24 protein-coding genes and 1 pseudogene are annotated in these 23,624 nt (G+C 62.4%); 19 read left to right on the plus strand and 6 right to left on the minus strand.

Annotation, left to right across the window (positions count from 1 at the left end):
- Window positions 1–65 precede the first annotated feature (65 nt).
- On the plus strand, window positions 66–1,007 hold the full coding sequence (locus AERO9A_RS04815) for an alpha/beta hydrolase (RefSeq protein WP_159970793.1): 942 nt from the start codon (window positions 66–68) through the stop codon (window positions 1,005–1,007).
- A 121-nt stretch (window positions 1,008–1,128) separates the two neighbouring features.
- Here AERO9A_RS04815 and AERO9A_RS04820 read toward each other — a convergent pair whose 3' ends face one another.
- On the minus strand, window positions 1,129–1,893 hold the full coding sequence (locus AERO9A_RS04820) for a hypothetical protein (protein WP_159970794.1): 765 nt from the start codon (window positions 1,891–1,893) through the stop codon (window positions 1,129–1,131).
- Between the two features lie 119 nt (window positions 1,894–2,012).
- Between AERO9A_RS04820 and AERO9A_RS04825 the strand changes: the two genes are divergently transcribed.
- From AERO9A_RS04825 to AERO9A_RS04835, 3 genes are read left to right on the plus strand one after another with little or no spacing between them, the layout of a single operon-like run.
- Window positions 2,013–2,630 (plus strand): 2OG-Fe(II) oxygenase, encoded by a 618-nt coding sequence (locus AERO9A_RS04825; protein WP_159970795.1) that lies wholly within the window; start codon window positions 2,013–2,015, stop codon window positions 2,628–2,630.
- A gap of 3 nt (window positions 2,631–2,633) precedes the next feature.
- Entirely contained in the window at window positions 2,634–3,146 is a 513-nt protein-coding gene (locus AERO9A_RS04830; protein ID WP_159970796.1) for a DUF523 domain-containing protein, read from the plus strand.
- A gap of 45 nt (window positions 3,147–3,191) precedes the next feature.
- Complete coding sequence (locus tag AERO9A_RS04835) at window positions 3,192–3,620, plus strand: DUF4399 domain-containing protein (RefSeq protein WP_256665893.1); 429 nt, start codon at window positions 3,192–3,194, stop codon at window positions 3,618–3,620.
- Window positions 3,621–3,697: 77 nt separating this feature from the next.
- Here AERO9A_RS04835 and serA read toward each other — a convergent pair whose 3' ends face one another.
- Entirely contained in the window at window positions 3,698–4,927 is a 1,230-nt protein-coding gene (gene serA, locus AERO9A_RS04840; protein ID WP_159970798.1) for a phosphoglycerate dehydrogenase, read from the minus strand.
- 183 nt (window positions 4,928–5,110) lie between these two features.
- Here serA and AERO9A_RS04845 point away from each other — a divergent pair, with 183 nt between their 5' ends.
- The 5 genes from AERO9A_RS04845 to AERO9A_RS04865 all read left to right on the plus strand — a co-directional run bounded on the left by AERO9A_RS04845 (window position 5,111) and on the right by AERO9A_RS04865 (window position 9,710).
- Window positions 5,111–6,502 carry an FAD-binding oxidoreductase gene (locus tag AERO9A_RS04845; RefSeq protein WP_159970799.1) on the plus strand — a complete coding sequence of 464 codons (1,392 nt, stop codon included), beginning with the start codon at window positions 5,111–5,113 and terminating at the stop codon, window positions 6,500–6,502.
- Between the two features lie 111 nt (window positions 6,503–6,613).
- On the plus strand, window positions 6,614–7,279 hold the full coding sequence (locus AERO9A_RS04850) for a fumarylacetoacetate hydrolase family protein (RefSeq protein ID WP_159970800.1): 666 nt from the start codon (window positions 6,614–6,616) through the stop codon (window positions 7,277–7,279).
- Window positions 7,280–7,360: 81 nt separating this feature from the next.
- Window positions 7,361–8,278 carry an SdiA-regulated domain-containing protein gene (locus tag AERO9A_RS04855; protein ID WP_256665863.1) on the plus strand — a complete coding sequence of 306 codons (918 nt, stop codon included), beginning with the start codon at window positions 7,361–7,363 and terminating at the stop codon, window positions 8,276–8,278.
- A 102-nt stretch (window positions 8,279–8,380) separates the two neighbouring features.
- Window positions 8,381–8,728, plus strand: coding sequence for a NirD/YgiW/YdeI family stress tolerance protein (locus tag AERO9A_RS04860; protein WP_159970802.1), 348 nt, complete (start codon window positions 8,381–8,383; stop codon window positions 8,726–8,728).
- A 67-nt stretch (window positions 8,729–8,795) separates the two neighbouring features.
- Window positions 8,796–9,710, plus strand: coding sequence for an SdiA-regulated domain-containing protein (locus AERO9A_RS04865; protein ID WP_159970803.1), 915 nt, complete (start codon window positions 8,796–8,798; stop codon window positions 9,708–9,710).
- A gap of 9 nt (window positions 9,711–9,719) precedes the next feature.
- On the opposite strand, the gene cadR is transcribed toward AERO9A_RS04865, so the two are convergent.
- On the minus strand, window positions 9,720–10,172 hold the full coding sequence (cadR, locus tag AERO9A_RS04870; protein WP_159970804.1) for a Cd(II)/Pb(II)-responsive transcriptional regulator: 453 nt from the start codon (window positions 10,170–10,172) through the stop codon (window positions 9,720–9,722).
- Between the two features lie 78 nt (window positions 10,173–10,250).
- Between cadR and AERO9A_RS04875 the strand changes: the two genes are divergently transcribed.
- Both AERO9A_RS04875 and AERO9A_RS04880 read left to right on the plus strand, forming a co-directional pair.
- Window positions 10,251–12,470 carry a heavy metal translocating P-type ATPase gene (locus AERO9A_RS04875; RefSeq protein ID WP_159970805.1) on the plus strand — a complete coding sequence of 740 codons (2,220 nt, stop codon included), beginning with the start codon at window positions 10,251–10,253 and terminating at the stop codon, window positions 12,468–12,470.
- An 11-nt stretch (window positions 12,471–12,481) separates the two neighbouring features.
- Window positions 12,482–12,817, plus strand: coding sequence for a DUF3703 domain-containing protein (locus AERO9A_RS04880; RefSeq protein ID WP_159970806.1), 336 nt, complete (start codon window positions 12,482–12,484; stop codon window positions 12,815–12,817).
- 145 nt (window positions 12,818–12,962) lie between these two features.
- Here AERO9A_RS04880 and rpiA read toward each other — a convergent pair whose 3' ends face one another.
- Window positions 12,963–13,634: a ribose-5-phosphate isomerase RpiA gene (gene rpiA, locus AERO9A_RS04885; protein WP_159970807.1), complete on the minus strand. Its 672-nt coding sequence runs from the start codon at window positions 13,632–13,634 to the stop codon at window positions 12,963–12,965.
- 158 nt (window positions 13,635–13,792) lie between these two features.
- Between rpiA and ilvA the strand changes: the two genes are divergently transcribed.
- Together ilvA and AERO9A_RS04895 are read left to right on the plus strand one after the other, a co-directional pair.
- Window positions 13,793–15,307: a threonine ammonia-lyase, biosynthetic gene (ilvA, locus tag AERO9A_RS04890; RefSeq protein WP_159970808.1), complete on the plus strand. Its 1,515-nt coding sequence runs from the start codon at window positions 13,793–13,795 to the stop codon at window positions 15,305–15,307.
- Between the two features lie 81 nt (window positions 15,308–15,388).
- Entirely contained in the window at window positions 15,389–15,829 is a 441-nt protein-coding gene (locus tag AERO9A_RS04895) for a DUF2269 family protein (protein ID WP_159970809.1), read from the plus strand.
- 106 nt (window positions 15,830–15,935) lie between these two features.
- On the opposite strand, the gene AERO9A_RS04900 is transcribed toward AERO9A_RS04895, so the two are convergent.
- Complete coding sequence (locus tag AERO9A_RS04900; RefSeq protein ID WP_159970810.1) at window positions 15,936–16,589, minus strand: HAD family phosphatase; 654 nt, start codon at window positions 16,587–16,589, stop codon at window positions 15,936–15,938.
- 145 nt (window positions 16,590–16,734) lie between these two features.
- On the opposite strand from AERO9A_RS04900, the gene AERO9A_RS04905 reads away from it, so the two are divergent.
- Together AERO9A_RS04905 and ptsP are read left to right on the plus strand one after the other, a co-directional pair.
- Window positions 16,735–17,214, plus strand: coding sequence for an RNA pyrophosphohydrolase (locus AERO9A_RS04905; RefSeq protein ID WP_159970811.1), 480 nt, complete (start codon window positions 16,735–16,737; stop codon window positions 17,212–17,214).
- A gap of 20 nt (window positions 17,215–17,234) precedes the next feature.
- On the plus strand, window positions 17,235–19,514 hold the full coding sequence (gene ptsP / locus AERO9A_RS04910) for a phosphoenolpyruvate--protein phosphotransferase (RefSeq protein ID WP_159970812.1): 2,280 nt from the start codon (window positions 17,235–17,237) through the stop codon (window positions 19,512–19,514).
- Between the two features lie 168 nt (window positions 19,515–19,682).
- On the opposite strand, the gene AERO9A_RS04915 is transcribed toward ptsP, so the two are convergent.
- Window positions 19,683–20,426 carry an NRDE family protein gene (locus tag AERO9A_RS04915; RefSeq protein WP_159970813.1) on the minus strand — a complete coding sequence of 248 codons (744 nt, stop codon included), beginning with the start codon at window positions 20,424–20,426 and terminating at the stop codon, window positions 19,683–19,685.
- Window positions 20,427–20,559: 133 nt separating this feature from the next.
- Here AERO9A_RS04915 and AERO9A_RS04920 point away from each other — a divergent pair, with 133 nt between their 5' ends.
- From AERO9A_RS04920 to AERO9A_RS04935, 4 genes and pseudogenes are all read left to right on the plus strand, one after another.
- Complete coding sequence (locus AERO9A_RS04920; protein WP_159970814.1) at window positions 20,560–21,342, plus strand: sulfite exporter TauE/SafE family protein; 783 nt, start codon at window positions 20,560–20,562, stop codon at window positions 21,340–21,342.
- Window positions 21,343–21,352: 10 nt separating this feature from the next.
- Window positions 21,353–22,153: a prolipoprotein diacylglyceryl transferase gene (gene lgt, locus AERO9A_RS04925; protein ID WP_159970815.1), complete on the plus strand. Its 801-nt coding sequence runs from the start codon at window positions 21,353–21,355 to the stop codon at window positions 22,151–22,153.
- The gene (locus AERO9A_RS04930) at window positions 22,153–22,947 is read left to right on the plus strand and encodes a thymidylate synthase (protein ID WP_159970816.1); all 795 of its coding nucleotides are present in this window, start codon (window positions 22,153–22,155) and stop codon (window positions 22,945–22,947) included. The genes lgt and AERO9A_RS04930 overlap by 1 nt, the downstream gene beginning before the upstream one ends.
- Window positions 22,948–23,075: 128 nt before the next feature.
- Window positions 23,076–23,603 (plus strand): annotated as a pseudogene (locus AERO9A_RS04935) (transposase).
- Window positions 23,604–23,624 lie beyond the last annotated feature (21 nt).

The raw sequence follows: 23,624 nt of genomic DNA on the forward strand, positions 1-23,624 counted from the left end.
CTGGCAGCAGAATATCGGCGCTTCGTTAATCCTCGTCGTTTCCTGTAGTCCACGTCGGAAAGTCCATGTCAGAGCCCTTCCAGCCCGAGCAACTGCGCCCACTGCTGCGACCCTTGGCCGCAGCCCGTCTCGATCTACCCGCCGTGCAGGCCTACCGCAGCTTCTATGGGCTCGACCTGGCGACGCGCCACGCTGGCCTGGACTGCCGTTTGGGTAGTTTCAGCGCTGCCGGATATCAGCTCGCCGTACAAATCTGGGCGCCAGCCGAGCCGCGCGGCACCTTGCTGCTGATGCACGGCTACTACGACCACATGGGGCTGTATCGACATGTGATCGACTGGGCGCTGGGTTTGAACTTCGCCGTGCTGGCCTGCGACCTACCGGGGCACGGGCTGTCCAGTGGGCCGCGAGCCAGCATCGGTGACTTCGCCGAGTATCAGCAGGTGCTGCTTGCTCTGTTCGAACAGGCCGCCGAGCTAGAACTGCCGCAGCCCTGGCACCTGTGTGGGCAGAGCACCGGCGGGGCAATCCTGCTGGATTATCTGCTGAGCGATGGGGCGCGCCCGGAGCTTGGCCAGAGCATTCTGCTGGCACCGCTGGTGCGCCCGCGTTCGTGGGCCTGGTCGAAGTTCAGTTACTGCATGCTCAGCCCTTTCGTGCGTGAGATCCCGCGTCGTTTCAGCGAGAACTCCAGTGATGCCGCCTTTATCCATTTCGTCCACAACCTCGACCCGCTGCAGCCGCGCAGTCTGCCGACCGCCTGGGTCGGCGCGCTGAAGCGCTGGGTGCCGCGTATAGAAAGGGCCACACGTAGCGCGCACAGCCCGCTGATCGTGCAGGGTGAGCAGGACATGACGGTGGACTGGCAGCACAACCTTGAGGTGCTGCAGGACAAGTTTCGTCAGCCAAGCATCCTGCGCCTGCCGGAGGCGCGGCATCATCTGGCTAACGAGGACGAAGCACTGCGTCGACGCTACTTCGACTTTCTTAGTGAGCGTTTGGCGTAGGGCTGAGTGAGCGGATTTATCCGCGATGGGCATGAGTGCCGGGTGCCAGGTTGTTCGCTGGCGCACCTGCGCTCGCTCTCAATGTGCTCGTTTCTGAGTGCCGCCCAGTGACTTCGGGCCTTCAGATACCCTGCGGCGGCGGCTCCAGCTCGCTGCTGCTCATGCCCACAGCCAGGCCCGCGCGCAGCGATGACAAGGCCGCCTTGTAATAGGCCTGGCCATCGGCTGATTGGGCGAACTCGACGAACTGCTCCAGCTCCGGGTCGGAAAGCTCGCGGTAAACGTGCAACAGGGTGTTATCCAGATCCTGCTCGATCTGTGCCATCAGGCGCTCGCGCTGGCCATTGAGCAGGCTTTGCGCCTGGCCGCCGCCGAGCAGACCGGGAATCATCTGGCTGAGGCTGTCGGCTGCCACGCCAGCCAGGGCCAGACTGACCTCGGCGCCTGCTTGCTTGGCAGGCAGCGCCTGGGCTAGGTGACGAATCAGCAGGCGGCGTGTGGCATCGGCTTCGGTACGGGGTAGGCCGTTGGCGTAGCGTGCGAGCTGATCGCTGCGGGTGGCCAGCACCTCGGCGGCGACGATTTTGCGCCCCAAGGCGGACTGAAAGAAGGCCAGCGCTGGCTGCGGATTGGCCAGCTCCATGCGCAAATTGTGCTGGGCGCGGCGGTCGATAGCGGCGGCGGCGAAGCGCTGATTGCTGTTGTCCACCAGCGCCTGGTAGACGGCAGGCGGTAGCGTGCTGCGATAGCGCAACTGAGCGGCGTCGAGCGCCTGATTGAAGTGTTCGCGCTGCTGTGGCCAGCCCGCAGCCTGATACAGGCGAAGGTGCTCGTCGGCCATGGCCGGCAGGGCCATACAGAGCAACAGGGCAAACAGAACACGCATCGCAAACTCCTTGGCAAACCGCCTGACCATTGCTCATGACGAGAGCTGGCGGCTGGCTATTTTCGGTGGCTGGCAATGGCTTGTCGAGCAGTTCGCTGGGCGCTGATAGAATCGCCGACATGACCGACTTTCCCGTATCTTTCGCAGCCCTCATCGACGACCTTGCCAGCCAAGGGTGGTCGCAGCAGGAGCTGTTCGCCCCTCAGGGTCTGACCCGCGAACTGGCCGCCGAGTGCCACCGCCGTGTGCAAAACGGCGACCTTTATGCTGCGGCTGTCGGCCGGGGCGAGGCTCAGCAGGTGCAGGAAGGCATTCGCGGTGACCGTATTCAGTGGGTTGAGCCCGGTCAGAGCGAGGCTTGCGACCGCTATCTGGTGCTGATGGATGAGCTGCGCCAGGCGCTCAACCAGTCCTTCTATCTGGGGCTGGAAGACTTCGAGTGCCATTTCGCCTGCTATGCGCCGGGGGCTTTTTACCAGCGGCATTTCGACCGTTTCCGCGATGACGACCGACGCACCGTGTCGGCTGTGATCTACCTCAACGAGGATTGGCTGCCCGAGCAAGGTGGAGCGCTGCGCATGTACTTGCCCGATGGTGGTGAGCATGACGTGCTGCCGCAGGCGGGCACGTTGGCACTGTTCATGTCCGCCGAGGTGCCTCATGAAGTGTTGGCCGCCACGCGTGAGCGCTTGTCGCTGACCGGTTGGTTCCGCCGTCGCGGCGATAGCCCGCTCTGAGCCATGCAGAAGATTCTTGTCAGCCGCTGTCTGCTGGGTGATCGCGTGCGCTACGACGGTGGCGCCCATGGCCCTTATGACCTGCTGCAGCAGTGGTTGCACGAGGGACGGGTGATTGCCTTATGCCCCGAAGTGGCCGGTGGTCTGCCGACGCCTCGTCCGCCTGCCGAAATTGCCGGTGGGCAGGGTGCGCAGGTGTTGGATGGTCGGCTGCCGGTGTTGACCGTTGAGGGCAACGACGTCACTGCGGCCTTTCTCGACGGTGCCGAGCGAGCACTGGCGCTGGTGCAGGCGCACGGTATCCGTTTGGCGCTGCTCAAGGCGCGCAGCCCGTCCTGCGGCAATCTGGAAAACTACGACGGTAGCTTCAGCGGTGTGCGTGTCGCGGGCGAGGGCGTGACTGCGGCATTGTTGCGCCGTGCAGGCGTCAAGGTGTTCAACGAGCAGCAACTCGACGAAGCACAGCATGCTCTGCAAGTGCTGGAGCGCGAAATGGGAACGCCTGGCGCCGTCTAGAGTCCACCGCACTCTGCCTTGAGTGAGGATGCGTTGATGAACCGAATGCTCAATACCTTTTCCCTTGCTGTTGCCTTGTTGCTCGGTGCCAGCGCCACTGCCTGGGCCGATATGCCGCGCACGCCCGCGCCGGAAGGGGCCAAGGTGTACTTCATCGAGCCTGCCGATGGCGCGACGGTCGGTCAAACATTCACCGTCAAGTTCGGCCTCAAAGGTATGGGGGTGGCGCCGGCGGGGGTCGATGCGCCGGCTACCGGGCACCATCACCTGCTGATCGACGTCGATTCGCCGCCCGCGATGAATGCGCCTTTGCCGATGACCGACGCCATCCGCCACTTCGGCAAGGGCCAGACCGAAACCGAGCTGACCCTGCCACCGGGCAAGCACACCTTGCAGTTGCTGGTGGGCGACAAGAACCACGTGCCGCTGGATCCGCCGGTGATGTCGGAGAAGATCAGCGTGACGGTGAAGTGATCCTGTAGCGCGGATTCACACCCATCCAGACGAAAAAGGGCGACCCGAGGGTCGCCCTTTGCATATCCGCTTGGTGCTTAGAACAGCACGCGGCTACGGATGGTGCCGTTGACCTGCTGCAGTTTCTCCAGCGCCAGATCCGAGTACTCGGCGTCGACGTCGATCACCACGTAGCCGACCTTGTCGTTGGTCTGCAGGAACTGGCCGGAGATGTTGATGCCGTTGTCGGCGAACACCTTGTTGATCTCGCTCATCACGCCCGGCACGTTCTCGTGGATGTGCAGCAGACGGTGCTTGCCAGCATGGGCTGGCAGGGCCACTTCGGGGAAGTTGACCGAGGACACCGAGGTGCCGTTGTCGCTGTACTTGACCAGCTTCTCGGCCACTTCCAGGCCGATGTTGGCCTGGGCTTCGGCGGTGGAACCACCGATGTGCGGGGTCAGGATCACGCGATCCAGGCCGCGCAGCGGGCTTTCGAAGATATCGTCGTTGGACTTGGGTTCGACCGGGAACACGTCGATGGCGGCGCCGATCAGGTGCTCGTCCTTGATCGCCTGGGCCAGGTGATCCAGTTCGACCACGGTGCCGCGAGCAGCGTTGATCAGGATGGCGCCCTGCTTCATGGCGCGGATTTCCTTCTCACCGATCATCCACTGGGTGGACGGCAGCTCCGGTACGTGCAGCGAGACGATGTCGGCCATGCCCAGCAACTCGTGCAGGCTGCCGATTTGCGTGGCGTTACCCAGCGGCAGCTTGGTCACGGTGTCGTAGAAGAACACCTGCATGCCCAGTGCTTCGGCCAGTACCGAGAGTTGGGTGCCGATGGAGCCGTAGCCGACGATGCCGAGTTTCTTGCCACGGATCTCGAAGGAGTTGGCCGCCGACTTGATCCAGCCACCACGGTGGCAGGAGGCGTTCTTCTCGGGGATGCCGCGCAGCAGCAGGATGGCTTCGGCCAGCACCAGTTCGGCCACCGAGCGGGTGTTGGAATAGGGGGCGTTGAACACGGCGATGCCGCGCTCGCGGGCAGCGTCCAGATCGACCTGGTTGGTGCCGATGCAGAAGCAGCCGACGGCGACCAGTTTCTTCGCGCAATCGAAAACGTCTGCGGTCAGTTGCGTGCGTGAGCGGATGCCGATGAAGTGCGCGTCGGCGATTTTCGCCTTCAGCTCCTCACCCGAGAGGGCGGTCTTGAGGTACTCGATGTTGGTGTAACCGGCGGCCTTCAGTGTGTCGACGGCGTTCTGGTGCACGCCTTCGAGAAGAAGGAACTTGATCTTGCTCTTTTCGAGAGAGGTCTTGCTCATCGGAGTACCTGTTGTCCCACGTGATGATGTCATGGAGGGGCCGAGAAACTCAGCCAGTGCCCGCAGATCGCTGCATGGCTCGATTCACGGGGGGCGTATGCTAGCATGTTCGCCTTTTTCAATGCTCGGTTGCGACCTGAATGGTTCTCAGGGCGACCATGAATCCTTTGCGAGTTCCTGACGATGATCACCCACGTACAGCTCGAAGAACTGAAGGCCCTGGTCGAGTCCGGCAAGGTACTGACCGATGCCGATTCCCTGGAAACCTACGGCAAGGACTGGACCAAGCAGTTCGCTCCCGCGCCGTCGGCGATTGTCTTGCCCAAGACTGCCGAGCAGGTGCAGGCCATCGTGCGGTGGGCCAATCAGCACAAGATCGCCCTGGTGCCGTCGGGCGGTCGTACCGGCCTGTCTGCGGCGGCGGTAGCAGCCAATGGCGAAGTGGTGGTGTCGTTCGATTACATGAACCGCATCGTCAGCTTCAACGAATACGACCGTACCGTGGTCTGCCAGCCGGGCGTGGTGACCAAGCAACTGCAACTGTTCGCCGAAGAAAAGGGCCTGTACTACCCGGTGGATTTCGCCTCCAGCGGCTCCAGCCAGATTGGCGGTAACATCGGCACCAATGCCGGCGGGATCAAGGTGATTCGCTACGGTATGACCCGTAACTGGGTGGCCGGTCTGAAGGTGGTCACGGGTGCCGGCGAGCTGCTGGAGCTGAACCGTGACCTGATCAAGAACGCCACTGGCTACGACCTGCGCCAATTGTTCATCGGCGCGGAGGGCACGCTGGGCTTCGTTGTTGAGGCCACCATGCGCCTGGAGCGAGCGCCGAAGAACCTCACCGCGATGGTGCTCGGTACGCCAGATTTCGACTCGATCATGCCGGTGCTGCACGCCTTCCAGGGCAAGCTCGATCTGACCGCTTTCGAGTTCTTCTCCGATAAGTGCCTGGACAAGCTTCTTGCCCGCGGTGATGTACCGGCACCGTTCGAGAGCCGCACGCCGTTCTATGCGTTGCTTGAGTTCGAAGCACTGAACGAGGACGTGGCCAACGAAGCCTTGGCCACCTTCGAGCATTGCGTTGAGCAGGGTTGGGTGCTCGATGGCGTGATGAGCCAGAGCCAGCAGCAATTGCAAAATTTGTGGAAGCTGCGCGAGTACATCTCCGAAACCATCAGCCACTTCACGCCATACAAGAACGACATCTCCGTCACTGTCGGTCAGGTGCCCGCTTTTCTAAAGGACATTGACGACATCGTCTCGGCCAACTACCCGGATTTCGACGTGCTCTGGTACGGCCACATTGGTGATGGCAACCTGCACCTGAACATCCTTAAACCCGAGAACCTGGCCAAGGAGGACTTTTTCGCCAGGTGTGCGGTGGTCAACAAGTGGGTGTTCGAGATCGTCGAGAAGTACAACGGCTCGATCAGTGCCGAACATGGCGTCGGTATGACCAAGCGTGATTATCTGCAATACAGTCGCTCGGCGGCCGAGATTGCCTATATGAAAGCGATCAAGGCGGTATTCGATCCCAACGGCATTATGAACCCGGGCAAGATTTTCGCCTGAAGCCTGTGTAGGGCGGGTACAACCCGCCAGCGCCGGTTGGCGGATTGTGCCCGCCCTACCTGCCGCGAGCACCGGCGATCAGACACCCAAGGCACCCTACAGGAGTTCCCAATGAGCTATCAGCATCAGTATGTCGACGGCACCACCGTCCACTTTCCGCTCGGCAAGGTCGTTTGCATCGGCCGTAATTACGCCGAGCACGCCAAGGAACTGAACAACCCGGTGCCCACCGAGCCGCTGCTGTTCATCAAGCCCGGCTCCTGCGTGGTGCCGGTCGAGGGCGGTTTCAGCATTCCCGATGATCGCGGTTCGGTACATTACGAGGCGGAAATCGCCGTGCTGATCGGCAAGCCGCTGTCGAAAAAGCCCGATGCCGAGGAAGTGCGCGATGCCATCAGCGGTTTCGCCCCGGCGCTGGATCTGACCCTGCGCGATGTGCAGGCCAAGCTCAAGGAAAAGGGCTACCCCTGGGAAATCGCCAAGAGCTTCGACGGTGCCTGCGTGCTGGCGCCCTTCGTGCCGGGCGATGCTATCGAGGATCTGGCCGACATTGGCATTCGCTTGGTGATCAATGGCGAAACCCGCCAGGACGGCAACAGCCGTGACATGCTCAACCCTATCGTGCCGATGATCCAGGCCATGGCCGGACATTTCTCCCTGCAGCCGGGCGACGTGATCCTTACCGGCACACCGGTCGGCGTGGGTGCGCTGAACAAAGGCGACGAGTTGGAGCTGGAACTGGTTGGTCACAGTCGCTTCACCAGCCGCGTGCTGTAAGCCATAACCGCCGCCCACGGGTGGCGGAACTCCCATCGACAGCGGATGTCGCATTGCCACCGTGCAGCCGAGCCGTCGCCGATGCTTTTTCTCCGCTCTTGTCTGAACCGCCCGCGCAACTGGCTTCTTGGTTGTGCATTGCTCACTGCTGCTGTGCTGGTGCAAACCCAGCATTGGGATGATCGCGCTCTGCTCTGGTGGCAGGAGGGTGATACGCCGCTGGCTGCACGCCTCGCCAGCATCTGGCTGCCCGGTTATCGCGCGGTGGTGCAGGCCAAGGCCCTGGCAGGGCTGGACGAGGATGAAACCTCGGGGCTGACTTACAACCAGCAAACCGGCACCTTGTTCACCGTGACGGGTAAGCATCCACTGCTGGTTGAGCTGTCGCGTGATGGCGAGATCCTGCGCCGCATTCAGCTCAAGGGTTTCTCCAACCCTGAAGGTGTGGAAATGATGGACAACGGACGTATGGCCATCGTCGACGAACGCAGGCATCTGCTCACATCCTTCACCCTTGATAGCAAGACTGTGGAGCTGGATGCCAGGCACTTGCCGGGCATCGATCTGGGCTTTGCCGATGCCGGGAATAAGGGGTTCGAGGGGCTGGGCTGGGACTCGCGTAGCCACAGCCTGCTACTTAGTAAGGAGCGTGGGCCGCTGGGCTTGTTCAGCCTGCCGTTCCCTGCCCGGAACGGACAGGTCGGTGCGTTGCAGCCGTTGGTCGCGGGTAACCTGGGGCTGCGCGACATTTCTTCGCTCAGCGTCGATGAGCGTACGGGGCATCTGTTGTTGCTGTCCGATGAGTCGCGCTTGCTGCTGGAGCTTGATCGCGCCGGGCAGCCGATCAGCTTCCTGAGTCTCAGTGGGGGCTTCAATGGTCTGCACCGTGGTATCGAACAGGCCGAGGGGGTGGCCATGGATGAGAATGGCGACATCTATATAGTCTCCGAGCCCAACCTGTTCTATCGCTTCCACAAATCGGCTGCTGATCCCAGTTGAGCCGCTTTGGCGCGTTCAGCTTGGCTTAAGCGGCGATTCAGTCTGGCTTCAGCTAGCGGCACTAATCTGACCCCGTCACTTACGAACAACGAGGTTCATACCATGAAACGTACCGCTTTCGCTCTGATGTTCCTGCCGCTGCTCAGCACTGCCGCTTTTGCCAGCAACTACACCGGCCCAGGCGCTACGCCTCAGGTCACTAGCGTTGCCGCTGCGCTGCAGTCTGCCGACGATACTCATGTGGTGCTCGAAGGCCAGATCGTCAAGCGTTTGCAGGATGAGCTGTACGAATTCAAAGATTCCAGCGGCACCATCCGGGTGGAAATCGATGACGAAGACTGGCCTGCACAGCAAGTCTCGGAAACCGCCAAGGTGCGCCTGACCGGTGAGGTCGACAAGGACTTCAACGGCCACGAGATCGATGTCGACCGCGTCGAACTGATCAACTAATTACTGTGTTCCTATTTCATCTGCCCGCCACAGTCCAACTGTGGCGGGCTTTTTCGTGAGAGAGTTTATGCGCCGCCTGTTGTCCATCCGTCCTTGGCTCTATCTGCTCGGCATTGTGTTGCTAGTCGCCGCTGTGGCATTCGCCCAGCGATACCGCTTGTTCGAGCGCGCCTGGTTTGCCGTTGAGCAGTGGCAGCATGGCGAGCAGTGGCGTGAGCGATCGTTATGGTTGGGCGACTATCGCGTGGCCATCGAGGCCAAGGAAATCGGTGATATCAGCGATGTGTCGGCGCTGACCTACGACCCGGATCGACGCAGCCTGTTTAGCGTCACCAACAAGCCGGCCAAGGTGATCGAGCTGAGCCTAGAAGGTGACCTCAAACGGGTGATCGAACTGAAAGGCTTTGGCGATCCCGAAGCGATTGAGTACGTGGCCCCCGGCACATACGTGATCGCCGACGAGCGCGAGCAGCGGCTGGTTAAGGTGCTTATCGATGAGCACACCCGCGAGATCGATGCCGCTGATTTCCAGATGCTCTCGCTGGGTATCGGTCGCAATGGCAACAAGGGGTTCGAAGGGCTGGCCTATGATGCTGCCAACCACCGTCTGCTGGTGGCCAAGGAGCGTGACCCGGTGCGTATATTCGAGGTGCTGGGATTCCCGCATGTCGATCAGAGCAAGCCGCTGTCCATGCAGGTCAACACCGACCCTCAGCGTGATGCGCGCCTGTTTGTGCGCGATCTGTCGAGCCTGCATTTCGACGCGGCTAGCGGGCACTTGCTGGCGCTGTCGGATGAGTCGCGTCTGGTGATCGAATTGGATGCAGAGGGTGAGCCGATCAGCACCTTGTCCTTGCTGTTCGGGCGGCATGGCCTCACACGCAGCGTGCCGCAGGCCGAAGGCGTGGCGAGCGATGATGTCGGTAATTTGTACCTGATCAGTGAGCCGAATCTGTTCTACGTCTTTCGCAAGCCAGAGTGACGCTGGACGTCAGTGCGAATGGCTCTTGCCGACATGGGTGTGGCCGTCGTCCGGTAACGGCTGCACGCCGCCGCTGACGTTGAGCTGACGCAGGATGCCGCAGTCCTCTGCTTCTTGTGGGCCGTTGCAGCGATCACGCAGTTCGCTGAGCTGATCGCGCAGAGCCTGCAAGCTGTTGATACGCGCCTCCACATGTTCGATATGTTCGTCCACCAGGCTATTGATCCCGGCGCAGCTTTCATTGGGCAGGTCGCGTAGCGTCAGCAGACGCTGAATTTCTTCCAGGGTCATGTCCAGCGTTCGGCAATTGCGGATGAATACCAAGCGTTCCAGGTGTTCGTTGCCGTACAGGCGGTAGTTACCTTCAGTGCGTGCGGGCGCGGGTAGCAGTCCTTCGCGCTCGTAGTAGCGCACCGTCTCTACCTGGCAGCCAGCCTTCTTTGCCAATTCGCCGATTTTCATGAGATTACCTCCAGATGCTTGACCCTATAGTGGCTACAGGGTGTGTACTCGGCAACAGGTATCAGACGGAGAGTAGCCATGAGCCGCTGCTGCGATCACTCGCACGAACATTCCCCCACTCGCCACGAGCACGCCAATGAGTACGCCGGGCATGATCACGGCCCCGCTGCGCCTGCAGTCGATGAGCCGCTCGATGGTGCAGTGAACACCCGTATTCGCATCGAGCAGATGGACTGCCCGACGGAGGAGCGGCTGATTCGTGATGCCCTGGGCCGTTTGCCTGGCGTGGCGGGCCTGCAGTTCAATCTGCTGCAGCGCGTGCTCACCGTCAGCCATGACCCAGGCGTGCTGGATCAGGTGCTGCCTGCCATTCGCGGCCTGGGTTTTACCCCGCAGGTCGAGGATGAGAGTGGCGCACCGCAGCCGGTTGCCGCTCCTGAGAAAAAAGCCTGGTGGCCGCTGGCGTTGGCTGGTGTGCTGGCAACCGCTTCGGAACTGGTGCATTTCGCCGCGCTCGGGCCGCAGTGGTTGGTCGCTGTCCTGGCCGTTGCTGCCATCGGTCTGTGCGGGCTGAACACCTACAAGAAGGGCTGGATCGCCCTGAAAAACCGCAACCTCAATATCAATGCGCTGATGAGCATTGCCGTGACCGGCGCGGTGCTGATCGGCCAGTGGCCAGAGGCGGCGATGGTGATGGTGCTGTTCACAATCGCCGAGCTGATCGAAGCACGTTCACTGGATCGCGCGCGCAATGCCATTCGCGGGCTGATGGATCTGGCGCCGCCTCGCGCGACGGTCAAGCAGGCCAATGGTGACTGGCAGGAGGTCGACGTGCAGGCCATCGGCCTGGGCGCCTTGGTGCGTGTGCGCCCCGGTGAGCGTATCAGCCTCGACGGTGAGGTGGTCGGCGGCAGCTCGACCGTCAACCAGGCGCCCATCACCGGGGAAAGCCTGCCGGTGGAAAAGCGCGTGGGTGATTCGGTCTTCGCCGGCACCATCAACGAAGCCGGCTCGCTGGAGTTTCGCGTCACCGCGGCGGCGCGTGATACCACGTTGGCGCGCATCATCCATGCGGTGGAAGAGGCGCAGGGCTCGCGCGCGCCGACCCAACGCTTCGTCGACCAATTCTCGCGCATCTACACCCCGGCGGTGTTCGCCTTCGCCTTGGCTGTCGCGGTGCTGCCGCCGCTGTTTAGTGACGGCGCCTGGTTCGACTGGATCTATCGCGCCCTGGTGCTGCTGGTGGTGGCCTGCCCCTGCGCATTGGTGATCTCTACGCCGGTCACCATTGTCAGCGGCCTGGCAGCCGCCGCGCGCAAGGGCATACTGATCAAGGGCGGCGTCTATTTGGAGAATGGTCGTCATCTTGCCCTACTCGCGCTGGACAAGACTGGCACCCTGACTCATGGCAAGCCGGTGCAAACCGACAGCCTCCACCTGCTGGAAACGCCTGAGCCCGTGCATGCCATCTGGGCTGCGAGCCTGGCCGCGCGTTCCGACCATCCGGTTTCCAAAGCCTTGGCACGGCATGCCGAAGAACAAGGGCAGGTCTTGCATGAAGTGGCAGACTTCGAGGCGCTACCTGGGCGCGGCAGCAAGGGGCGGGTCGACGGTAGGCTGCTGTATATCGGCAACCACCGTCTGGTCGAGGATCTTGGGCTCTGCTCGGCGCAACTGGAAGAGCGCCTGGAGACACTGGAGCGGCAGGGCAAGAGCGTGGTGGTGCTGTGCGATGAAGCGCGCGCGCTGATGCTCTTCGCCGTGGCCGACACCGTACGCCAGACCAGCCGCGAGGCAATCGACGAGTTGCACCAACTGGGCGTGCGTACCTGCATGCTCACCGGTGACAACGTCCACACAGCGGCGGCTATCGCTGAACAGGTTGGCGTCGATGAAGCGCGCGGCGATTTGCTGCCGGCTGACAAGCTGGCCTGGGTCGAGGCGAGCCAAGCGCGCGGCAAGGTGGTGGGCATGGTTGGCGATGGCATCAACGACGCCCCGGCACTGGCCAAGGCCGAGATCGGCTTCGCCATGGGCGCAGCCGGTACCGACACCGCCATCGAGACGGCAGATGTTGCGTTGATGGACGATGATCTGCGCAAGATCCCGGCTTTCGTCCGCCTGTCGAGGCAGACTCACGCGATTCTGGTGCAGAACATCGTGCTGGCACTGGGTATCAAGGCGATCTTCCTGGCCTTGACCTTGATGGGCGAGGCGACCATGTGGATGGCGGTATTCGCCGATATGGGCGTGAGCCTGATGGTGGTGTTCAACGGGTTGCGCTTGTTGCGTAAGTGAAGGCGGGCGATATGAACATGAAACTGCAAGTTGCCATCGATGAAGCTTTCGTTCAGGCGCAATACGGACTGCGTGCCCGCCGTAGCGACGAAGCGCTGTTTTGGCTGGAGCGTGCGCACATCCTCACTCAGCGTCGCCCGTGGCTGCATGCGCGCTCGCACTGGCTGATGCTGCAGGTCGGCTGGCAACAAGGGGATGTGCGTGAGGTGCTGGGGCAAATGCCGCGCATTCTGGCGGCGCTGTTGTTCTCGCGCATCTGGGTGCCTATCGGCAACACCGGGCGGGCGCGGGTCAGCGCTTTTCAACCCATGCCGATGAGTGAGGAGCTGCGCCGCCTACTGGAATAGGGGGGCAAGCACGCCTGCCGTTTCCAGTGCGTGTGGCGAATCGCAGGAGCGCTGGTTGCATTCGGCAATCAGGGGAGTGGCACAAAGAAACTCTGTGGGAGGGGCTTCAGCCGCGACAATCGTCGCTGAAGCGCCTCCCACGGATTCAGCGCTTGAGCTCTTTCACGCCTTCAGCAGTACCGAGCAGCAGCAGATCCGCCGGGCGGGCGGCGAACAGGCCGTTGGTGACCACGCCGACGATGGCGTTTATGTCCGCCTCCAGCTTGACCGGATCGGTGATCGACATGTTGTGCACGTCGAGGATGATGTTGCCGTTGTCGGTCAGCACGCCTTCACGGTACACGGGGTCGCCGCCCAGTTTCACCAGCTCACGGGCGACATGGCTGCGCGCCATGGGAATCACTTCCACCGGCAGCGGGAATTCGCCCAGCACCGGCACCAGCTTGCTGGCGTCGGCGATGCAGATGAAGGTCTTGGCCACGGCGGCGACGATCTTCTCGCGGGTCAGCGCGGCGCCGCCGCCTTTGATCAGGTTCAGGTGTTCGTCGCTCTCGTCGGCGCCGTCGACGTAAAACTCCAGGTCGCTGACGGCGTTGAGGTCGTACACCGGGATGCCATGGCCCTTCAGGCGTGCGGCGGTGGCTTCGGAACTGGCCACGGCGCCGTCGAACTCCATCTTGTGCTGAGCCAGTGCGTCGATGAAGAAGTTGGCGGTAGAGCCGGTGCCGACACCGACGATGCTCTTGCTGTCGAGGCGCGGGAGAATGTGGTCGACGGCGGCTTGGGCCACAGCCTGTTTCAACTGATCCTGGTTCATCGCGAAGGAATGCCTGGGAGGGTAGGGGACAAGGCGCGAATTATAGCCGCAAGTGGCGTGTTTACGGGGCAAAACCCACGTGCTTTATATGGTCGAGCGGCGCGGCGCTGGGGTAGACTCGGCAGTCCCCTCAAAGCCCGAATGCCTGCGAAATCGCCATGCTCGAACAGTACGTGAAGAAGATCCTCACCTCGCGCGTCTACGACGTCGCGGTGGAAACCCCGCTGCAACCCGCCCGTCAGCTCAGTGAGCGACTGGGCAACCAGATTCTGCTCAAGCGCGAGGATCTGCAGCCGGTGTACTCGTTCAAGATTCGTGGTGCCTATAACAAGCTGGCGCAACTGTCTGCCGAAGAGTTGGCGCGCGGCGTGGTCACCGCTTCGGCTGGCAACCATGCGCAGGGCCTGGCCCTGGCCGCCAAGCATCTGGGCGTCAAGGCCACCATCGTCATGCCGCGTACCACGCCGGAGCTCAAGGTGCAGGGTGTGCGCTCGCGTGGGGGCAAGGCTGTGTTGCACGGTGATGCTTTCCCCGAGGCGCTGGCTCATTCGCTGAAACTGGTGGAAGAAAAGGGCTACACCTATATCCACCCCTACGATGATCCGCTGGTGATCGCCGGCCAGGGCACCGTGGCCATGGAGGTGCTGCGCCAGCATCAGGGGCGCATCGACGCCATTTTCGTGCCGGTCGGTGGCGGCGGCTTGATCGCCGGTATCGCTGCCTACGTCAAATACCTGCGCCCGGAGATCAAGGTGATCGGCGTTGAGCCGGACGACTCCAACTGCCTGCAGCAGGCGCTGGCGGCGGGCGAGCGCGTGGTGCTGCCGACCGTCGGGTTGTTTGCCGATGGCGTGGCGGTGGCGCAGATCGGCCAGCACACCTTCGATATCTGCAAGCATCACGTCGACGAGGTCATCACCGTCAGCACCGATGAAATCTGTGCGGCGATCAAGGACATTTACGACGACACCCGCTCTATCACCGAGCCTGCCGGTGCGCTGGCTGTGGCCGGGATCAAGAAATACGTCGAGCGTGGAGGCGTCAAAGGTGAGGTGCTGTTGGGCGTTGATTCCGGCGCCAACGTCAATTTCGATCGCCTGCGCCATGTGGCCGAGCGGGCTGAGCTGGGCGAGAAGCGCGAGGCGATCATCGCCGTGACCATCCCCGAGCAGCCGGGCAGCTTCAAGGCCTTCTGCGAGGCACTGGGCAAGCGCCAGATCACCGAGTTCAACTACCGCTATCACACCGGGCGCGAAGCACACATCTTCGTCGGTGTGCAGACTCACCCGGAGAACGACCCGCGTGCCGCGCTGGTCGAAGGCCTGCGTGCGCAGGGCTTCCCGGTGCTGGATCTGACCGACAACGAGCTGGCCAAGCTGCATATCCGCCATATGGTCGGTGGCCACGCGGCTGGCGTGGGTGACGAGATGGTGCTGCGCTTCGAGTTTCCCGAGCGACCGGGGGCGCTGTTCAACTTCCTGCAGAAACTCGGCGGGCGCTGGAATATCTCGATGTTCCACTACCGCAACCACGGCGCCGCCGACGGCCGCGTGCTGGCCGCGCTGCAGGTGCCGGAAGAGGAACGCCATTTGGTGCCAGCGGCGCTGGACGCCATCGGTTATCCGTACTGGGACGAGAGCGAAAATCCGGCTTATCGCCTGTTTCTGGGCTGATACTTTCGAACCGTAGGGCGGGTGCAACCCGCCAGAGCGCGTTGGCGGGTTGCACCCGCCCTACCTAACCAGGAAACCACGATGGAACACTATCTGCTGGTTCGTATTCTTCATGGCGCTCCGGGCGTGTTGTTGCTGCTTGGCCTGATCGCCCATGGCTTCATGCTGTTCAAGGCCCAGCGCAGCGGTGATGCCGCTGTGCTGGCGCGCAAGCTGCGCGTGACCCTGCTGTTCAGCTTGCCGACCTTCACCGTGCTGGCGCTGAGTCTGCCGCTCAGCGGTTACTGGCTGGTGGATACCGCCGGCTGGCCGCTGGGGCAGATCTGGCTGCTGCTGGGCAGCATTCTGTATGGCGTGATGCTGCTGCTCGGCCTGCTGCTGGCTGGTCGCCTGGCAACCTGGCGCGCGTTGGGCGATACGCCTGCGCCGCTAGCGCTCAAGCGCATGTGCCTGATTTATGCCGGGCTGATTGTCGTGCTGCTGCTCGCGATCATGGCACTGATGGGCGCCAAGCCAGCCTGACCTTGATCGAGGTGCTTCCCAGATTTACAGCAGGCTTGCTGCTTGATGTGGGAGCGGCTGGGCGGCAGGCTTCGCGGCTGGCGCCGCTCCTACGTCACCCCGATCTTCAGCGCAGCGACATCACCGGCCAGCCGCGCTCGATGGCTGTGGCGCGCAGCACGTCGTCCGGGTCGACTGCCACTGGGTTGGCCACCGCCTCCAGCAGCGGCAGGTCGTTGCGTGAGTCGCTATAGAAGTAGGCACCGTCGAGAGTGTGCCCCGTCTCGGCCAGCCATTCATTCAAGCGGGTTACCTTGCCGCCCTGGTAGCACGGCGTGCCGCTGATCTGCCCGGTGTAGCGACCGTCCTGCATGCCGCATTCGGTGGCGATCAGCGTCTCCACGCCGAGGCGTTCGGCGATGGGGGCGGTGACGAAGCGGTTGGTGGCGGTGATGATCACCAGCTTGTCACCGGCGGCGCGGTGCTCGGCTAGCAGCGCTTCACCCTTGGCCAGGATGATTGGCTCGATGACTTCGGCCATGAACTCGCGGTGCCATTGCGCCAGTTGCGCCATATCACGGCGGCCGAGAATGGCCTGGCTGAAATTCTGGTAGGCCACCACATCCAGCTTGCCGGCGCAGTAGTCGGCATAGAAGGCATCATTGCGCGCCAGGTATTCGGCCGCGTTGACCAGGCCGCGCTGGCAGACGAATTCGCCCCAGCTATGGTCGCTGTCGCCAGCCAGCAGGGTGTTGTCGAGGTCGAAAAGGGCCAAGCGCACGGTTCTGTACCTGTTCTGCAAAGGGAGTAGAGCGCGCCAGAATAGCCGCTTTGACAGGGCTTTCCCACTGCCCACAAACCCGCGTTGCTGCTGGCGTCGGCTTTGTGGAACAATGCTGGAACTTGCGTCTATGAGGTTGCTTGCCGTGATTGATTCCGATGGTTTCCGCCCGAATGTCGGCATCATCCTGACCAACGATGTCGGTCAGGTACTCTGGGCACGCCGTATCAATCAGGACGCCTGGCAATTCCCGCAGGGTGGTATCAATGACCGGGAGTCGCCGGAAGAAGCCTTGTACCGTGAACTGAATGAAGAAGTCGGCCTGGAAGAGCGGGACGTTAAGATCCTCGCCTGTACCCGTGGCTGGCTGCGTTACCGCCTGCCTCAGCGTCTGGTGCGTACCCACAGCCAGCCGTTGTGCATCGGGCAGAAGCAGAAGTGGTTTCTGTTGCGCCTGACAGGCTCCGAAGACCGCGTACGCATGGATCTGACCGGCAAGCCGGAGTTCGACGGCTGGCGCTGGGTTAGTTATTGGTATCCGCTGGGGCAGGTGGTCACCTTCAAACGTGAGGTCTACCGCCGAGCCCTCAAGGAACTTGCACCGCGCCTTAGTGTGCGCGACTGATTACGGGATTTTGACCGAGCATGCTCAACACGCTGCGCAAAATCGTCCAGGAAGTGAACGCCGCCAAGGATCTCAAGGCGGCGTTGTCGATCATCGTGCAGCGGGTCAAGGAGGCCATGGGCAGCCAGGTCTGCTCGGTCTATCTGCTCGACCCAGAGTCCAGCCGCTTTGTGCTGATGGCCACCGAAGGCCTCAACAAACGCTCCATCGGTAAGGTCAGCATGGCGCCCAGCGAGGGCCTGGTCGGCCTGGTCGGTAGCCGTGAGGAACCGCTGAATCTCGAAGACGCTGCCAGTCACCCCCGCTATCGCTACTTCGCTGAGACTGGCGAGGAGCGCTATGCCTCCTTCCTCGGTGCACCGATCATCCACCATCGCCGTGTGATGGGCGTTCTGGTGGTGCAGCAAAAGGAGCGCCGCCAGTTCGACGAAGGTGAAGAAGCCTTCTTGGTGACCATGAGCGCGCAGCTCGCCGGCGTGATCGCGCATGCCGAGGCCACCGGCTCGATTCGCGGCCTGGGGCGCCAGGGCAAAGGCGTGCAGGAGGCCAAGTTCGTCGGTGTGCCGGGTGCGCCGGGAGCTGCGGTCGGTACTGCCGTGGTGGTGCTGCCTCCGGCCGATCTGAACGTGGTGCCGGATCGCAATGTCGATGACATCGACGCGGAGCTGGCCCTGTTCGACAAGGCGCTGGGCTGGGTGCGCGAGGACATGCAGGAGCTGTCCGAAAAGCTCGCCACGCAACTGCGTAAGGAAGAACGCGCGCTGTTCGACGTCTACCTGATGATGCTCGACGATGCCGCTCTGGGTAACGAGGTGCGTACGGTCATCCGTACCGGCCAGTGGGCACAGGGCGCACTGCGCCAGGTGGTACTCGACCACGTCAAACGCTTCGAGCTGATGGATGATGCCTACCTGCGTGAGCGCGCCAGCGACGTGCGCGATCTGGGCAGGCGTCTGCTCGCCTACTTGCAGGAAGAACGCAAGACTTCGCTGGTCTACCCGGACAACACCATTCTGGTCAGCGAAGAGTTGTCGCCTGCGATGCTTGGCGAGGTGCCGGAAGGCAAGCTGGTCGGCCTGATTTCGGTGACTGGCTCGGGTAACTCCCACGTGGCCATCTTCGCTCGTGCCATGGGCATTCCCACGGTGATGGGTGTGGTTGACCTGCCGTACTCGAAGATCGACGGCATCAAGCTGATCGTCGACGGTTACCACGGCGAAGTTTTCACCAACCCCAGCGAGCTGCTGAGCAAGCAGTACGCCGATGTGGTCGAGGAAGAGCGTCAGCTCACCGAAGGTCTCGACGCCCTGCGCGCGTTGCCCTGCGAGACCCTCGACGGCCATCGCATGCCGCTGTGGGTCAACACCGGTCTGCTCGCCGACGTGGCGCGTGCCCAGCAGCGTGGCGCCGAAGGCGTGGGTCTGTACCGCACCGAAGTGCCGTTCATGATCAATGAGCGCTTCCCCAGCGAGAAGGAACAGCTCGCCACCTACCGCGAGCAATTGCAGGCCTTCCATCCGCTGCCGGTGACCATGCGTACCTTGGATATCGGCGGTGACAAGGCACTGTCTTACTTCCCGATCAAGGAAGAAAACCCCTTCCTCGGCTGGCGCGGCATCCGCGTCACCCTTGACCACCCGGAAATCTTCCTGGTGCAGACCCGCGCCATGCTCAAGGCCAGCGAGGGTCTGAACAACCTGCGCATCCTGTTGCCGATGATTTCCGGCACTCAGGAATTGGAAGAATCCCTGCACCTGATCCACCGCGCCTGGGGCGAGGTGCGTGACGAGGGCACTGACGTGCCGCTGCCGCCGATTGGCATGATGGTCGAAATCCCGGCGGCGGTGTATCAGACCCGCGAACTGGCCCGCCAGGTGGACTTTCTCTCGGTCGGCTCCAACGATCTGACTCAGTACCTGCTGGCGGTCGACCGCAACAACCCACGCGTGGCCGATCTCTACGACTTCCTCCACCCGGCGGTACTGCAGGCCTTGCAGAAGGTGGTGCATGACGCCCATCTGGAAGGCAAGCCGGTGAGTATCTGCGGCGAGATGGCCGGTGATCCGGCAGCAGCCGTGTTGTTGCTGGCCATGGGTTTTGACTCGCTATCGATGAACGCCACCAACCTGCCCAAGGTGAAATGGCTGCTGCGCCAAATCACCCAGAGCAAGGCCAAGGAGCTGCTGGGCCAGGTGATGCGTATGGACAGCCCGCACCTGATCTACAGCACCCTGCACCTGGCGCTGCGCAACCTCGGCTTGGGCCGGGTGATCAACCCGGCCTCGAATATCCAGGCCTGAAGGCGCGGGCTCTCGTTTGGAGAGCCCCAGGCGCAGAGGCTTCATGTAGGAGCGAGCTGTGCTCGCGAACCATGACAAACAGCAGAAGCTTCGCGAGCAGCGCTCGCTCCTACTTCAAGGCTCACTCCGCTGCTGGCCGTTCGACCGAGATCGGGCCATAAGCTTGGGCTACTTCTGCAAGGCCACCTCGCCCAGAAGGGCGCCATGCGGGCCGAAGCTGCGCTCGATGACACTCCAGCGTCCATCCCGGCCAAGGTTCAGCACCGTACTGGCGCGCGTGCCGTAGTCTGCACTGGCGATGAAAACGCTCGACAGCAGACGTTCGATGTCCAGGCCGACGCCGGTGTTCGGCAGCAGGTAGTCGTCTGGTCGCGCTGTATCGGCCATCACCCACAGCAACATTTCGTCATCGGCATCTGGAGCCTCTTGCAGCGCCTGGCGCGCGCGCAGCAGCTTGGGCCAGGGCGTATCCAGGTTGGCGTTGCACAGGCCGTAGACACCCGGCTGCAAACGGCGCGCCTGGCCCTCCTGGGAATTGAAGTGCCAGAGCTGAGTCGCATCGCCCAGCAGCAGATTGAAGCCGGCGTAATCGGCGGCGTGCGCCATGACCTGTTCGAGGTAGGCCATGGGCGAGAGCTGACCCAGCAGATAGTCGGCGGTTAGTTCACCGCGCGAACGAAGGCCGGGCTTCTGCTGTGGGGCACGGATGTTGGTCAGGGCCGCGAAGCGTCCGCTTTCGGTGATGCCCAGCCAGGTACCGCCAGCCTCCAGGTCGCGTCCGGCGAATACGCCGGGTGCATCGTGCCACTCGCTCAGCGCGGCACTCGGGCGGGTATGAAACTCGTCGCGGTTGGCAGCCAGGCGCAGAACCTGGGGATGCTCGGGGCGCCAGGCAAAGACGATCAGGCACATGGGCAGATCCTTGTGAGCGTTGATCCCGGCAGACCCTAGCACAAAGTGCATCCGGTTCAGGTGTCCGACACCTGGCGCCTGCCGTTTCGTGGGTATTTCCGCTACCATGCCGCTTTGTTTTTTGGGGATACCGATGGAACTGCTGCTCTACCTGCTGCTGGGCGCGGCTGCTGGTGTGCTGGCCGGGCTGTTCGGTGTGGGCGGCGGGCTGATCATCGTGCCGGTGCTGGTCTTCAGTTTCGCTTCGCAGGGCATGTCGGCAGAGATTCTCACGCACCTGGCCGTGGGCACTTCATTGGCCACCATTGTCTTCACTTCGATCAATTCCATGCTTGAACATCACCGCCAGGGTGCGGTGCGCTGGCCGCTGTTTCGCTGGCTGACTCTTGGCATCCTGCTCGGTAGCGTGCTCGGTGCGCTGACGGCGGCGGCGATCCATGGCGAGTGGTTGCAGAAAATCATCGGGATGTTCGCGCTGCTGGTGGCGACGCAGTTGCTGCTGAACCTGAAACCTCGTGCCAGCCTCGATGTCCCAGGCAAGCCCGGATTGGCTGTTGCGGGTGGGGTGATCGGTTGGGCCTCGGCGATCTTCGGTATCGGCGGCGGTTCGCTGACAGTGCCCTTTCTGGTCTGGCGCAGCGTGCCGGTGCAGCAGGCGGTGGCGACCTCGTCGGCCTGTGGCTTGCCAATCGCCGTGGCCGGTGCCTTGAGCTTCATCTGGACGGGGTGGGGCAATCCGTTGTTGCCGTCATGGAGTATTGGTTTCGTCTACCTGCCGGCGCTGTTGGGCATTGCGCTGACCAGTATGTTCTTCGCCCGTTTTGGTGCGCGCCTGGCTCATCGCCTGTCGCCGCTGTTGCTCAAGCGCCTGTTCGCCCTGCTGTTGTTCAGCGTGGGTTTGAGTTTCCTCGTTTAAGGAGTTCCAGATGCTGCCTTATCCGCAGATCGACCCGGTGGCTCTCGCCCTCGGCCCGCTGAAAATCCACTGGTATGGCCTGATGTATCTGGTCGGTATCGGGGGTGCCTGGCTGCTGGCTTCGCGTCGGCTCAATCGCTTCGACCCGACCTGGACCAAGGACAAGCTGTCCGACCTGGTGTTCTGGGTGGCCATGGGGGTGATCCTCGGTGGGCGCCTGGGCTACGTGTTGTTCTACGATCTGCCCGCGTATATCGCCGAACCGGCGAAGATCTTGCGCATCTGGGAGGGCGGCATGTCCTTCCACGGCGGCCTGATCGGCGTGATGCTGGCGACCCTGTGGTTCGGCAAACGCAACGGCAAGAGCTTCTTCGAGCTGATGGATTTCATCGCGCCGCTGGTGCCAATCGGCCTGGGCGCCGGGCGTATCGGCAACTTCATCAACGCCGAGCTGTGGGGCAAGGCCACTGACGTGTCCTGGGCGATGATCTTCCCCACCGATCCGCAGCAGTTGCCGCGCCACCCGTCGCAGCTCTACCAGTTCGCCCTGGAGGGCGTGGCGCTGTTTGTCATCCTCTGGTTCTACTCGCGCAAGCCGCGTCCGACCATGGCCGTGTCCGGCATGTTCGCCGCCTGCTACGGGGTGTTCCGCTTCATCGTCGAATTCGTCCGCGTGCCGGATGCCCAGCTCGGCTACCTGGCCTGGGGCTGGCTGACTATGGGGCAGATCCTCTGCGTGCCGATGGTGCTCGGCGGCATCGGCCTGATCGCCTACGCCTACAAGCGCCAGAGCGTGCAGGGAGTCGCCTGATGAAACAGTACCTCGACCTGATGCGCCACGTGCGTGAGCACGGCACCTTCAAGGAAGACCGCACCGGCACCGGCACCTACAGCGTGTTCGGCTACCAGATGCGCTTCGACCTGGCCGATGGTTTCCCCCTCGTCACCACCAAGAAGTGCCACCTGCGCTCAATCATCCACGAGCTGCTGTGGTTCCTGCAGGGTGACACCAACATCAAGTACCTCAAGGACAACGGCGTCAGCATCTGGGACGAGTGGGCCGACGAGAACGGCGATCTCGGCCCGGTGTATGGCTACCAGTGGCGCAGTTGGCCGACGCCCAATGGCGAGTCCATCGACCAGATCGCCAAGCTGGTCGAGATGATCAGAAAGAACCCGGATTCGCGCCGCCTGATCGTTTCGGCGTGGAACCCGGCACTGGTCGATCAGATGGCGCTGCCGCCGTGTCACGCGCTGTTCCAGTTCTACGTCGCCGACGGCAAGCTGAGCTGCCAGCTGTACCAGCGTTCGGCGGACATCTTCCTCGGCGTGCCCTTCAACATCGCCAGCTACGCGCTGCTGACGTTGATGGTGGCGCAGGTCTGCGATCTGCAACCGGGCGAGTTCATCTGGACAGGCGGCGACTGCCACCTGTACGCCAACCACATCGAACAGACCGATCTGCAGCTCACCCGTGAGCCGCTGCCGCTGCCAACCATGCAGCTCAACCCGGAGGTGAAGGATCTGCTGGCCTTCAAATTCGAGGACTTCGAGCTGGTGGGCTACGAAGCGCACCCGCATATCAAGGCGCCGGTGGCGGTCTGAGATGGTTGTGGGTGGGCTCTGGTGGGCGAAAGCCCACCCTACCGGCTAGGGTGTAGGGTGGGCTTCAGCCCACCGATTCACCATGCAGCCGGCCCCTTCACCGACACCCAACAGGCAAAGGATTGCCCATGCCCAACTACCGCCGCGAACGGATTCCCGGTGCCACCTACTTCTTTACGGTCACCCTCGCGGATCGTCGTTCGCGTTTACTGGTTGAGGAAATTGCGCTGCTGCGCCAGGTCTATGTCGAGGCCAGCAAGCGCATGCCGCTCAAGACCATCGCCATCTGCGTCCTGCCCGATCATCTGCATGCGATATGAGAGCTGCCCGAGGATGATCAGAACTATTCCCAGCGTTGGGCATTGATCAAAAGCCAGTTTTCTCGGGTACTACCCGCCAGGCCCAACGTCAGCGCCAGCAAATCCAGAAAGCGTGAGAAGGGCATCTGGCAGAGGCGCTTCTGGGAGCACCGTATCCGTGATGAGGATGACCTTGCACGGCATGTTGATTACATCCATTTCAATCCAGTCAAGCATGGCCTGGTGAATCAGGTTGGTGACTGGCCTTATTCCAGTTTCCATCGTTATGTCGCGCTCGGGCTTCTGTCGGCAGATTGGGGTGGACGGGGTGATGGCGATGGCGAGTTCGGGGAGTAGTGGAGCGCCGATGTGGTGGGC

Source organism: Pseudomonas sp. 8Z (assembly GCF_902506535.1).
Lineage (GTDB): Bacteria > Pseudomonadota > Gammaproteobacteria > Pseudomonadales > Pseudomonadaceae > Aquipseudomonas.

Excerpts from the sequence above, each read along its gene's own strand:
- AERO9A_RS04815 (WP_159970793.1), top strand. The coding sequence starts at position 66 with ATGTCAGAGCCCTTCCAGCCCGAGCAACTGCGCCCACTGCTGCGACCC.
- AERO9A_RS04820 (WP_159970794.1), bottom strand. The coding sequence starts at position 1,893 with ATGCGTGTTCTGTTTGCCCTGTTGCTCTGTATGGCCCTGCCGGCCATG.
- AERO9A_RS04825 (WP_159970795.1), top strand. The coding sequence starts at position 2,013 with ATGACCGACTTTCCCGTATCTTTCGCAGCCCTCATCGACGACCTTGCC.
- AERO9A_RS04830 (WP_159970796.1), top strand. The coding sequence starts at position 2,634 with ATGCAGAAGATTCTTGTCAGCCGCTGTCTGCTGGGTGATCGCGTGCGC.
- AERO9A_RS04835 (WP_256665893.1), top strand. The coding sequence starts at position 3,192 with ATGCTCAATACCTTTTCCCTTGCTGTTGCCTTGTTGCTCGGTGCCAGC.
- serA (WP_159970798.1), bottom strand. The coding sequence starts at position 4,927 with ATGAGCAAGACCTCTCTCGAAAAGAGCAAGATCAAGTTCCTTCTTCTC.
- AERO9A_RS04845 (WP_159970799.1), top strand. The coding sequence starts at position 5,111 with ATGATCACCCACGTACAGCTCGAAGAACTGAAGGCCCTGGTCGAGTCC.
- AERO9A_RS04850 (WP_159970800.1), top strand. The coding sequence starts at position 6,614 with ATGAGCTATCAGCATCAGTATGTCGACGGCACCACCGTCCACTTTCCG.
- AERO9A_RS04855 (WP_256665863.1), top strand. The coding sequence starts at position 7,361 with ATGCTTTTTCTCCGCTCTTGTCTGAACCGCCCGCGCAACTGGCTTCTT.
- AERO9A_RS04860 (WP_159970802.1), top strand. The coding sequence starts at position 8,381 with ATGAAACGTACCGCTTTCGCTCTGATGTTCCTGCCGCTGCTCAGCACT.
- AERO9A_RS04865 (WP_159970803.1), top strand. The coding sequence starts at position 8,796 with ATGCGCCGCCTGTTGTCCATCCGTCCTTGGCTCTATCTGCTCGGCATT.
- cadR (WP_159970804.1), bottom strand. The coding sequence starts at position 10,172 with ATGAAAATCGGCGAATTGGCAAAGAAGGCTGGCTGCCAGGTAGAGACG.
- AERO9A_RS04875 (WP_159970805.1), top strand. The coding sequence starts at position 10,251 with ATGAGCCGCTGCTGCGATCACTCGCACGAACATTCCCCCACTCGCCAC.
- AERO9A_RS04880 (WP_159970806.1), top strand. The coding sequence starts at position 12,482 with ATGAACATGAAACTGCAAGTTGCCATCGATGAAGCTTTCGTTCAGGCG.
- rpiA (WP_159970807.1), bottom strand. The coding sequence starts at position 13,634 with ATGAACCAGGATCAGTTGAAACAGGCTGTGGCCCAAGCCGCCGTCGAC.
- ilvA (WP_159970808.1), top strand. The coding sequence starts at position 13,793 with ATGCTCGAACAGTACGTGAAGAAGATCCTCACCTCGCGCGTCTACGAC.
- AERO9A_RS04895 (WP_159970809.1), top strand. The coding sequence starts at position 15,389 with ATGGAACACTATCTGCTGGTTCGTATTCTTCATGGCGCTCCGGGCGTG.
- ptsP (WP_159970812.1), top strand. The coding sequence starts at position 17,235 with ATGCTCAACACGCTGCGCAAAATCGTCCAGGAAGTGAACGCCGCCAAG.
- AERO9A_RS04915 (WP_159970813.1), bottom strand. The coding sequence starts at position 20,426 with ATGTGCCTGATCGTCTTTGCCTGGCGCCCCGAGCATCCCCAGGTTCTG.
- AERO9A_RS04920 (WP_159970814.1), top strand. The coding sequence starts at position 20,560 with ATGGAACTGCTGCTCTACCTGCTGCTGGGCGCGGCTGCTGGTGTGCTG.
- lgt (WP_159970815.1), top strand. The coding sequence starts at position 21,353 with ATGCTGCCTTATCCGCAGATCGACCCGGTGGCTCTCGCCCTCGGCCCG.
- AERO9A_RS04930 (WP_159970816.1), top strand. The coding sequence starts at position 22,153 with ATGAAACAGTACCTCGACCTGATGCGCCACGTGCGTGAGCACGGCACC.